The organism is Microbacterium gorillae (assembly GCF_000826185.2).
GTDB classification, from domain to species: Bacteria; Actinomycetota; Actinomycetes; order Actinomycetales; family Microbacteriaceae; genus Microbacterium; species Microbacterium gorillae.
On record NZ_LN648873.1, the window covers coordinates 16,455 to 27,402 of the forward strand.

The window sequence follows — 10,948 nt, forward strand, 5'->3', positions numbered from 1 at the left end:
GGAGATCTGTGGCTGACCACGCCGACGACAGTGTGAACGGAGTGCCTGAGGGCATCAGGCCGGAGGACGGGTCCACCGGGCTCACGCCGCGACCGGAAACGGCGGGTGCCGGCGTTGCAGCTGACGCCGTCTCCGGTGGTCCCGAGCAGTGGGCGCCGCCCGCTGACGAAAGCCACCCGGCCGCGGCCGAGACGGAGCATCCGGTGCCGGCCAGCGGGACGGATTCGCCTCCGCCCGCTCCCGCGCCGCGCGAGCACGTGGTGGCACCGCCGCTCGTGCCGGCCGCTGCCGTGCCACCGGTGACCGCGCCGCACGACACTCCGGCAGCGGAGCAGGCGGCGACGGCGCACGCCCTTCCGGGTGCGCCGCGGTCGGAAACGCAACTCGCGATCCTGGCCGAACTGCGCGGACTCGTTCAGCCGCGGGGATGGCAGACACTGCTGCTGCTGCTCGCGGTCGTCGTCGGCGTGCCACTGATCACCGCGATGCTCCTGTTCGCCGTGATCTCCGGTTCCGTCGGCGAGAACCTGCCCGTCGCGTCCGGTGATGCGGTCTCGATCCTGATGCTCGGGTGGGGCCTTCTGCTCGGCGGCGGAATCGACGCGGTCGGCACCGTCCTCGGATCGACCGGCGGAGTCGGATTCACCGTCGTCGCGCTCGGGACCTTCGCGACGATCTGGGCACTGTCCTGGTTGGTCGTGCGCTTGCGCTACCGGGGCGACATCGCGCACGGCACCGCGGTCGCGTCCGGTCGCGTCGCACTGCTCGCGCGGTCCGCGGTAGAAGCCGCCGCCATCGCGGTGGTCGCGGCCATCATCGCCGCCTTCGCGCGCTGGGACATGAACTCCGGCGTCTCTCTGTTCTCCGCCGAAGTGTCCGTCACCTCGCGTCCGTTCGCGGTGTTCCTCTGGACACTGGTGCTGGTGGGAACCGCCGCGTTCGCCGCGCGATTGAGCGTGCGCAGGCTCCCGGTCCGAGCACCCCGGCTCTCCGCGGTGCTGCGGGAGATCGCATGGTACTTCGCGATTCCGGTATCCGTGCTCACGGTGCTCGCCCTCGTCGGTCTTCTCGTCGCAGGGCTCAACGCGGACCCCGCGCTTCCGCAGATCGCGCTCGCGTGGATCCCCCTCGGGGTGAACCTCGGCCTGTACGCGTTCGCCGCCGGGCAGTTCGGCCGTGTCGTTGCGGGCACCGGTCCGGGTGCCACGCAGGCCGCGTACGCCTGGGAGCTCCTGCGTGGCTGGGGCGTCGCGCTGGTGATCATCACGCTGCTCCTGCTGCTGTTCGTCGCGATCTTCCTGGGCGTGCGCCGTACGCGCACCGGCCGCTTCGAGGCCGGACGGATCTGGCAGCTCCCGCTCGGTGTCTTCCTCGTCTACGGCTTCCTGGCCGTCGCCATCCTGCCGTTGTCCGGGGACGTGCTCGGGTTCGGCGGTGTCGCCGGGCTGTCGTGGGAGACGACGCTTCTGGTCGCGGTGTTCGCCGGGGCCGTCTCCGCCGGGGCCGAGGTCCTGCCCGCGTTCGTCCACGGCATCAACCCGGCGCTGCTGAGCACGCTCGCCGGAAAGAAGGCGACCGCGCGCTGGATCACGGGGTCCACCCGTCCGGCCGCAGATGCGTCGGCCGCCGGCGCCCCCGCGGTGCCGCTCGCGGCGGCGGCGGGGGACACGCTGCCGTTGGCCCCGGCGGACATCGTCGACACGGTGCCGCTCCTCCCGACGGAAGCGGCGAACGCCACACAGCCGACCGTTCCGCTGCTTTCGCCGGCGGCCGTCGCCGGCGGGCCGCCCGCTCCGGAGGGGAGCGCACCCGAGCTCACGCCGATGTCCGCGAAGTCCAAACGCGCCACCATCGCCGTCATCGGCGGGCTGGTCGGTGTCGGACTGCTCGTCGCCGCCGGTGCCGTCACGATCAACGTGCTGAACTCGCTGCGCGACCCGGCGGCGGAGGTCAGCGCGTATCTCGGTCTGCTCGAGAACGGGAAGTACGACGAAGCCACCGCGACGGTCAACCCCGGCGTCAAGAACGACCAGCGCGTGCTGCTGACCTCTGCTGCGGCCGCGGATGCGACGCCGCTGACGGTCGACTCCGTCGAAACCACGTCCCGCGGTGACGGACGGGCCTCCGTCCGCGCGAAGTACTCCGTCGACGGAGAGCAGTTCACCCGCGACTTCACGGTCAGCGCCGGCCCGAACGAGTTCCTCGTCCTGAACACGTGGCGCCTGGACGAGCCGTTGATCGTTCCGGTCTCGCTGCGCGGTCCCGCGGACCTCGCCGTCACGGTCGGCGGCGCCGAGGTGACGTTGCCCTCCGCCGGCGACGGTTATGGGGCGGAATCGAGTGGTGTCGGCCTGTACGCCTACCCGGGGATCTACCCGGTCTCCGGCGACGGAGGGAAGTTCTACGAGGTCACCGGCGCCACGCTCCGGGCCACCTCCGAATCGGGAGAGAACGGCGTCGCGCTGGAGCGTTCTCCCAGCGACGCGCTGCGGGACGCGGTGTTCGCCAAGGTCAGCGAGCGGCTGAAGGCCTGTGGTGAGATCCCGACCAACATGGACTCCGAGTGCCCGAGCCTGGTGCGCGACACCGACCTGTCGGCGTTCGCAATCACCCCGCCGAAGTCGTTCAGCTCGTTCGAGAACGGGCGCTTCGAGACGGAGCGGTACACCGCGACCGCGACGCGGGACGCGACCATGTGGAACAAGAACCCGACGCCGACGGAGCGCGAGTACACCATGTCCGGCACGTACGAGGTCGCCGACGGCGAGGTCGAGGTCGACTTCAACGGCAGCTGGTGGTGACAGCTGCGGTCGGTCCCGACGCCGGGACCGACCGCAGCGCCCGCCGACACGCACGGAGGACGGTGTCATGTGCGCCGCACCGTCGGGTTCGCTGATAGCATGGAAGCCCGTGGCGGATACTTCTTCAGCAAGCGCGAACTCATCCACTTCGGCCCCCCGGTCGGTCCCCGACAAGGTCACGAAGCACATCTTCGTGACGGGAGGTGTCGTCTCTTCGCTCGGCAAGGGACTCACGGCCGCCAGCCTGGGGAATCTTCTGACCGCACGCGGTCTTCACGTCGTGATGCAGAAGCTCGACCCGTATCTGAACGTCGACCCGGGAACGATGAACCCGTTCCAGCACGGCGAGGTGTTCGTCACCGACGACGGCGCCGAGACGGACCTCGACATCGGCCACTACGAGCGGTTCCTGGACATCGAACTGAGCCAGGCGGCGAACGTCACGACGGGCCAGATCTACTCGCAGGTGATCGCCAAGGAGCGCCGCGGCGAATACCTCGGCGACACGGTGCAGGTCATCCCTCACATCACCGACGAGATCAAACGTCGCATGCGTCTGCAGGCGGACAACGACCCCCAGCCGGACGTGATCATCACCGAGATCGGCGGCACCGTCGGCGACATCGAATCGCAGCCGTTCATCGAGTCCGCCCGTCAGATCCGCCACGAGCTGGGCCGGGACAATGTGTTCTTCGTGCACGTCTCGTTGGTGCCGTTCATGGGCGCTTCGGGGGAGCAGAAGACCAAGCCGACGCAGCACTCCGTGGCCGCGCTGCGCTCCATCGGCATCCAGCCGGACGCGCTCGTGCTGCGCAGCGACCGTCCGGTCACGGAGTCGAACAAGCGCAAGATCGCGCTCATGTGCGACGTGGACGAGCGTGCCGTCGTCAACGCGGTGGACGTGCCGAGCATCTACGACATCCCGACGATGCTGCACGACCAGGGGCTGGACGATTACATCGTGAACTCGTTCCGCCTCGCGGATGTCGCGACCGACGTGGACTGGTCACGCTGGGACAAGGTGCTCGGCGCCGTCCACAACCCCAAGCATGAGGTCACGATCGGCCTGGTCGGCAAGTACATCGACCTGCCCGACGCCTACCTGTCCGTGACGGAAGCGCTGCGCGCCGGCGGGTTCGCGCAGGAGACGCACGTCACGATCGAGTGGATCGCGTCGGACACCTGCGAGACGCCGGAGGGTGCGGCCAAGGCCCTCGGACACCTCGACGGCGTGATCGTCCCCGGCGGCTTCGGCATCCGCGGGATCGAGGGCAAGCTCGGGGCCCTGCGCTTCACGCGGGAGCAGGGCATTCCGACCCTCGGCATCTGCCTCGGCCTGCAGTGCATGGTCATCGAATACGCGCGCGACGTCGCGGGTATCGCCGGGGCGTCCTCCAGTGAGTTCGACCCGGACACGACCGAGCCGGTCATCGCCACGATGGAGGAGCAGGTCGACATCATCGCCGCCGGCGACCTGGGCGGAACGATGCGCCTCGGGCTGTACCCGGCGGCCCTCGCGGAGGGATCGATCGCGGCGGAGGTGTACGGGTCGACGACGGCGCAGGAGCGCCACCGTCACCGCTACGAGGTGAACAACGCGTACCGCGACCGCCTGGCAGAGGCCGGGCTCGTGTTCTCCGGCATCAACCCGGACCTCGACCTCGTCGAGTTCGTGGAACTGCCGCGCGAGGTGCACCCGTACTACATCGCCACGCAGGCGCACCCGGAACTGCGATCGCGTCCGACGGCCGCACACCCGCTGTTCCGCGGACTCATCGGTGCGGCGTTGGAGCGGCACCGTGCGAGCGAGCTGTTCCGGGACGAATCCGATGACTGACCTGCGTGACGAGGCGTTCGAGCCGGAGGTCATCCGCCGCGAACGTGTCTTCGCCGGCTACATCTGGGATGTCGTCAGCGAGACGTTCCGCTACGGCGACGCGGAGCTGACGCGGGAGTTCATCGAGCACCCGGGTGCGGCGGCGGTCGTCGCCCTGGACGCCGAGGAGCGCGTCATGGCGCTGCAGCAGTACCGGCACCCGATCCGGACGCGCGACTGGGAGCTGCCGGCGGGAATTCTCGATGTTCCGGGCGAGGATCCGCGCGACGCGGCGGCCCGGGAGCTCGCCGAGGAGGCCGACCTGGCCGCGGACCGCTGGGACCGCCTGGTGTCGGTGCACACCACCCCGGGCGGTAACAGCGAGCTGATCCATGTGTACCTGGCGCGCGACCTGCGCCCCGTGAAGACGGACTTCGTTCGCACGGGTGAGGAGGCGGACATGCGCCGGGCATGGATACCGCTCGGCGAGGTCATCGACGCGGTCCTCTCCGGAGCGATGTGCAACGGCATCCTGGCCACCGGTGCACTCGCGGCCGCAGAACTGCTGCGCCGCGAGCGGGCGCACTGAGATGCAGCCGGATCGTGCCGTGGACGCGTACCTGCGCCACGTCACGATCGAGCGCGGCCTCTCCGAGCACACCGTCGCGGCCTACCGCCGGGACCTCGCGGGGTACGTCGCCTGGCTCGCGGAGCGGGGGATCGCCGACACCGCCGCAGTGACCGGACCGATCGTCGCCGAATTCGCCGCCGAGCGAGCGTCCGCGGAGCCGGCACCGGCGGCGACGAGTCTGGCGCGTCTGCAGTCCTCGGTTCGAGGCTTGCATCGGTTCCTCGTGCGCGAGGGGATCGACACCGATGACCCCACCGGGCGCCTGCGCCCTCCGAAGCCCCCGCGCCGCCTGCCGAAAGCGCTCACGATCGCACAGGTCGAGACGCTGCTGAACGCCCCCAGCCCCGAGGAACCACTCGGTATCCGCGACCGCGCGCTGCTCGAGCTGCTCTACGCGACCGGTGCTCGCGTGTCCGAGGCGATCACGCTTGACGTGGACGATCTCACGCACGGCGACATCCTGCGCCTGCGCGGCAAGGGAGACAAGGAGCGGATCGTCCCGATCGGGTCCTACGCCCGGACGGCGGTGGACGCGTATCTGACCCGCGTGCGCCCGGCGCTCGCGGCGCGTGGTTCGGCCACGCCTCGCCTGTTCCTCGGTGCTCGCGGGGCCCCGCTGTCCCGGCAGAGCGCCTGGCTCGTGATCCGCGCCGCCGCCGAACGTGCGCACCTGAGCGAGAACGTCTCGCCGCACACGCTGCGGCACTCCTTCGCGACCCACCTCCTCCAGGGCGGAGCGGATGTCCGCGTCGTGCAGGAACTCCTCGGGCACGCGTCGGTCGCGACCACCCAGATCTACACGCACGTGACGGTGGACGCGCTGCGGGATGTCTACGCCACGAGCCACCCGCGAGCGGTCTGAGTCCACCTCGGAGCAAAAGTTACATCTTTCGATGTATTTCCCATCACGTTCCTGTGACATTTGTCGCGGTCCGCGGGAGTCGCCCCCTACTCTGATCCGAAACGCTGACGTCTCTGGGGGATCAGATCATGCATGTTCGGTCGATTTTCGCCGCCGCAACGATCGCGGTGGCCGCGCTCGGGCTGGCCGCCTGTTCCGGCCCGGGCGCCGGAACCGGAAAGAACGGTGAGCTCACCTGGGAGGACTCGCCGCTGAACAAGTACCTCTCCGCCGGCTACGACTCCGGGATCAGCGACGAGGACCGGCAGGCCGAGTTCGACAAGCAGAACGCCAAGGTCGAGGACGTCGTCGCCGCATGCATGGCCAAGGAGGGCTTCGAGTACAGGCCGAACACGAACAACTCCGGCGTCGTGTACTCCGACGAGGACAACCCCTGGAAGCCCGACGACCGCAAGTGGGTCGAAGAGTACGGCTACGGGATGCTCAAGTCTCCGTGGCAGGAGCAGTCCGGTGAGGAAGTTTCCGAGGACCCGAACCAGAAGTACGTCGAGGGACTTTCGGAGAGCGAGCGGGCTTCCTACTACGAGACGCTCTACGGCGGGGAGCCGGACCCGGAAGACGTGAACGAGGACGGCTCGTACACGCTGACGTGGGAGCAGAGCGGCTGCCAGGGCTCGGCGCAGCACGAGGTCTACGGCGACGACGCCTCCGACCTGCTCAGCGAGCAGTACCAGGACCTCTTCGACGCGATGAATGACATGTACACCAAGCAGTGGGACAGCGCCCTGGCGGTGGACAAGAAGTGGTCCGCGTGCATGGAGGAGGGCGGCTACCCCGGCATGGAACGTCAGTCGGCTGCGCAGGAGGCCTTCAGCGACAAGCTCAACAAGATGTATGAGAACGCTGACCCGGAGAAGGGACCGGATACGAACTCGGAGGAGTACAAGAGTCTCCAGAAGGACGAGATCAAGCAGGCCCTGGTCGACCTCGACTGCCGGGAGAAGGTCGACTACGCCCAGGAGCAGCTGAAGGAGCAGTTCGCCGCCGAGGAGGAATTCATCGCCGAGCACAAGGCTGAGCTGGACGAATACAAGAAGGCTGCCGAGCAGGCGGCGAAGAAGTCGTGATCCGCAAGCGAGGCCGCCGAGATTCTGACGAGACCGCGGAGATCACCGCATCCGACCCGACGACGCCCGAGGCGCGGGACGGGAGCTCGTTCGACGAGTTGATGACGACCGCGGCGCCGGAGCCGGAGCAGGTCATCGTTGAGAAGCCGTCGCGTCGGGTCGCCGGATGGGGGCGCGTGTTCCGCGGCAACAAGACCCTGTGGATCGTCGCGGGGGTGGCCGTGCTGTCCCTGGTCGCGGGACTCCTCGTGCAGCGCTTCATCATCTCGCCGGCCGAGGCCGCGTCGAACACGGAGCCGCCGGAGCCCGGCCTGGTCACCGCGCCCGTGGACTTCGGTCCGCTGAGCAACGACGTCGTCATCCGGGCCGACGTGGGGTACGCCGATTCGGTCGAAGTGAAACTGGACACGTCGGCGATCTCCGGGCCGGCCGTGGTCACCGGCCGTGTGCCGAAGGTGGGGGACGAACTCGCCGCGCTCAGCATCGTCACGGAGGTCGCCGGACGACCGGTCATCGTGCTGCCCGGTGAGCTGCCGGCCTACCGCAACCTCCGGATCGGCGTCGCCGGCCCGGACGTTCTGCAGCTCAAGCAGGCGCTGGTCAGCGTCGGTATCGACCCCGGCGACGTGGCCTCGGACGCGTTCGATCAGACGCTGGCGGACGCGATCGGACGACTGTACGACGCCGTCGGCTACCCGTCTCCCGCGGGTGAGGCGACGGCCACGGAGGCGTACCGTGCCGCGCAGGACTCCGTCACCGCGGCGCAACAGGGGATCGCATCCGCGGAAGCGGCGCTCAGCCAGGCCGGTCAGGGACCGAGCGGGGCGCAGGCGAAGGAGCTCGACGTGGCCGTGAACCGCGCGCAACGCGAGCTGGACGCCGCGCGAGCGGACCCGGCTCGTCAGGGCGAGGTCGCCGACCTGGAGGACGCCGTCGCGGTCGCGGTCGCCCAGCGCGACGACGCGTACGGCGGCAAGGACCTGAGCGGCGAGCAGGGAGCGGTGAACGCCGCGTACGAACAGCTCAACCGCGCGCAGGAGGGCCTGGAGCTCGCGCGTCAGGGCGTGCAGCCCTTCCTGCCCTCCAGCGAGGTGCTCTACCTCGCCTCGCTGCCGCGACGCGTGGACGACGTGAAGATCACCCGCGGCGCGATCCTGGAGGGGGTCGCGATGACCGTGTCCGGCGCCAACATCCGTCTCACCGGTGCCGCCGCAGACGCCGACGCGAAGCTGCTGAAGGTGGGCGATACGGCGTCGTTCCGGTTGCCGGATGACACCGAGGTGCCCGCGAAGATCGCGTCGGTCGAGCAGCCGAAGGGGGAGAAGCGCTGGACCGTCACGTTCGAGCCGGGGAAGCTGACCCCGGAACAGTGGGCGACGGTCCAGGGCAGCAATGTGCGCGTCAGCATCGGCGTGGGCGCGACCGACGGCGACGTGCTCTCCGTGCCGCTGGCCGCGCTGACCGCCGGGTCAGGCGGTGAGGCGCGCGTCCAGGTCGTGGACGGCGACCCGCGTGACGGCGAGAAGGCCGAGACGCACCTGGTCACGGTCACCACCGGACTCGCGGCCGGCGGCAGCGTCGAGGTGACGCCGGTGGAGGGGGCCCTGGAGAAGGGCGACCTCGTGGTGATCGGGGAGTGAGGTGAGTCTGGTCGAGCTGCAGGACGTCACCCGGTCCTTTCCCGGCCCGCCCGAGGTGCAGGCGCTCAAGGGCGTGAACTTCGCCGTGCAGGAGGGGGAGTACGTCTCCGTGATCGGGCCCAGTGGGTCGGGCAAATCCACGATGCTGAACCTTCTCGGACTGCTGGATCGCCCGAGCGTGGGCGAGTACCGACTCGCCGGGACGAGCACGGGGGCGCTGAACGAGGACCAGCGCGCCGCTGTGCGCGGCCGTTTCATCGGCTTCGTCTTCCAGGCCTTCCACCTCATGCCGCGCCGGTCCGTGCTCGATAACGTGCTCATGCCGATGCAGTACAGCGGGGTGCCGCGGGAAGAGCGCGAGCCTCGGGCGCGCGAGGCGCTGGAGCGGGTCGGGCTCGGCCACCGGGTGGACTTCCGCCCCGGCTCGCTGTCCGGCGGTGAGCGCCAGCGCGTCGCCGTCGCGCGCGCCGTCGTCAGCCGGCCGCGTCTGCTCCTGGCGGACGAGCCCACCGGAAACCTGGACCAGGCGACCAGTGCTGAGGTGATGAGTCTGTTCGAGGAGCTGAACGCGGATGGTCTGACCCTCGTCGTCATCACCCACGACGACAACGTCGCCGCCCGTGCCCACCGTCGGGTCCGCATCGCGGACGGTCGGCTGAGCGAGGTCGCGTGAAGTGGTTCCGGCGGCGCCGATCCGCCGCAGACGATGAGACCTCGCCGGCGACGGGGGAGGACCTCGTCGCGCCGATCCCGCACGCCGACCGGTTCCTCTTCTCCGACCTCGCAGCCGAGGCGACCGCGGACATCGGGTCGCGGCCGGGTCGATTGGTGATGACGACGGTCGGCACCGTTCTCGGCATCGGGGCACTCGTGGCGACGATCGGTTTCGCGCAGACCACGGCGGGACAGATCTCCAGTCAGTTCGACGCCGTCGCCGCCACCACGGTGGTGGTGCAGCCGCAGGAGGCGAAGGCCGGTCGCGAAGGGAAGCTCGCGGCCACCGGACGACTGCCCTGGGATTCGCCGGACCGGGTGGAGAGGCTCGTCGGGGTGGAGGACTCCGCTCTCATCGGTGAGGTCGATCTCGGCGGACAGGACATCACGGCGGTCCCCGTCGTGGATCCGTCCGCCGTGCAGAAGGCGCCACCGGACCTGATCGGTGCGACCCCCGGACTGCTGCACACGCTGCGGGGCGAGATCGTCACCGGTCGGATGTTCGACTCCGGACACCTGACGCGGGCGGACCGGGTCGCGGTGCTCGGCGCGGGTGCCGCCGAGCAGCTCGGGGTGTCCCGCCTGGACACGCAACCGGCCATCTTCATCGCGGGCGTGCCGTACGCCGTGATCGGCATCGTGGACGGTTTCGCTCGACGGGCCGAGCTGACGGACAGCGTGATCATTCCGATGTCCGCCGCGCAGGCGGACTTCGCGCTGCCGGCCCCGTCGCAACTGCAGATCCGGATCGGCGTCGGGGCGGGGCCGCAGGTCGCCCGGCAGGCCGTGATCGCGCTGGCACCGGACGCCCCCGAGGGGCTGAAGGCGAACTCGCCGCCCAAGCGCAGCGACCTGGCTCAGGACGTCCAGGCCGACGTCAACTTCGTGTTCATCGTGCTCGGCGCGATCGTCCTGCTCGCCGGTGCCCTCGGCATCGCGAACGTGACGATGCTGAACGTCTCCGAACGCGTGGGCGAGATCGGCCTGCGTCGCGCGCTCGGTGCGACCCGGCGGCAGATCGGTTCGCAGTTCGTGCTGGAGTCCATCGTGATCGGCCTGCTGGGCGGTCTGATCGGGTCGGCCGTCGGTGTGTTCGCGATCGTGGGCGTCTCCCTGGTGCGCGGCTGGTCGCCGATCATCTCCCCGTGGGTGGCGCTGGCCGGCGCGGTTCTCGGCGCGGTCGTGGGTCTCGCGGCCGGCTGGTTCCCGGCACGACGCGCCGCGCGCATCGAACCCGTCACCGCGCTGCGTGGCGGTTGAACGGCGAGTGAACCATGCGGATCCGATCCCGTCGGTAGACTCGACGGAGCGAACGGATACGGGAGACTCGGTGGCGCACAACGTGAAGACGGGCAAG

The 10,948-nt window shown here is 69.8% G+C and carries 8 protein-coding genes; all 8 read left to right on the forward strand.

Going from position 1 to position 10,948, the window contains the following annotated elements:
• Window positions 1-41: 41 nt before the first annotated feature.
• A complete protein-coding gene (locus tag BN1193_RS18000) occupies window positions 42-2,801 on the forward strand; it encodes a hypothetical protein (RefSeq protein WP_154670779.1) in 2,760 nt (919 codons plus the stop codon).
• A gap of 109 nt (window positions 2,802-2,910) precedes the next feature.
• Entirely contained in the window at window positions 2,911-4,638 is a 1,728-nt protein-coding gene (locus BN1193_RS03045; protein ID WP_040164024.1) for a CTP synthase, read from the forward strand.
• Window positions 4,631-5,206 carry an NUDIX domain-containing protein gene (locus tag BN1193_RS03050; RefSeq protein WP_040164025.1) on the forward strand — a complete coding sequence of 192 codons (576 nt, stop codon included), beginning with the start codon at window positions 4,631-4,633 and terminating at the stop codon, window positions 5,204-5,206. The genes BN1193_RS03045 and BN1193_RS03050 overlap by 8 nt, the downstream gene beginning before the upstream one ends.
• Before the next feature lies 1 nt (window position 5,207).
• Entirely contained in the window at window positions 5,208-6,110 is a 903-nt protein-coding gene (xerD, locus tag BN1193_RS03055; protein WP_040164027.1) for a site-specific tyrosine recombinase XerD, read from the forward strand.
• A 128-nt stretch (window positions 6,111-6,238) separates the two neighbouring features.
• Entirely contained in the window at window positions 6,239-7,237 is a 999-nt protein-coding gene (locus tag BN1193_RS03060; RefSeq protein ID WP_040164029.1) for a hypothetical protein, read from the forward strand.
• Window positions 7,234-8,877, forward strand: a complete 1,644-nt coding sequence (locus BN1193_RS03065) for a hypothetical protein (protein ID WP_230206395.1) — start codon at window positions 7,234-7,236, stop codon at window positions 8,875-8,877. Before BN1193_RS03060 ends, BN1193_RS03065 begins: the two co-directional genes overlap by 4 nt.
• Window position 8,878: 1 nt before the next feature.
• Window positions 8,879-9,550 (forward strand): ABC transporter ATP-binding protein, encoded by a 672-nt coding sequence (locus BN1193_RS03070; protein WP_040164030.1) that lies wholly within the window; start codon window positions 8,879-8,881, stop codon window positions 9,548-9,550.
• On the forward strand, window positions 9,547-10,851 hold the full coding sequence (locus tag BN1193_RS03075) for an ABC transporter permease (protein WP_326845042.1): 1,305 nt from the start codon (window positions 9,547-9,549) through the stop codon (window positions 10,849-10,851). Before BN1193_RS03070 ends, BN1193_RS03075 begins: the two co-directional genes overlap by 4 nt.
• Window positions 10,852-10,948 lie beyond the last annotated feature (97 nt).

Coding starts and splice junctions, on each gene's coding strand:
- xerD (WP_040164027.1), top strand. CDS start 5,208: ATGCAGCCGGATCGTGCCGTGGACGCGTACCTGCGCCACGTCACGATC.
- BN1193_RS03050 (WP_040164025.1), top strand. CDS start 4,631: ATGACTGACCTGCGTGACGAGGCGTTCGAGCCGGAGGTCATCCGCCGC.
- BN1193_RS03060 (WP_040164029.1), top strand. CDS start 6,239: ATGCATGTTCGGTCGATTTTCGCCGCCGCAACGATCGCGGTGGCCGCG.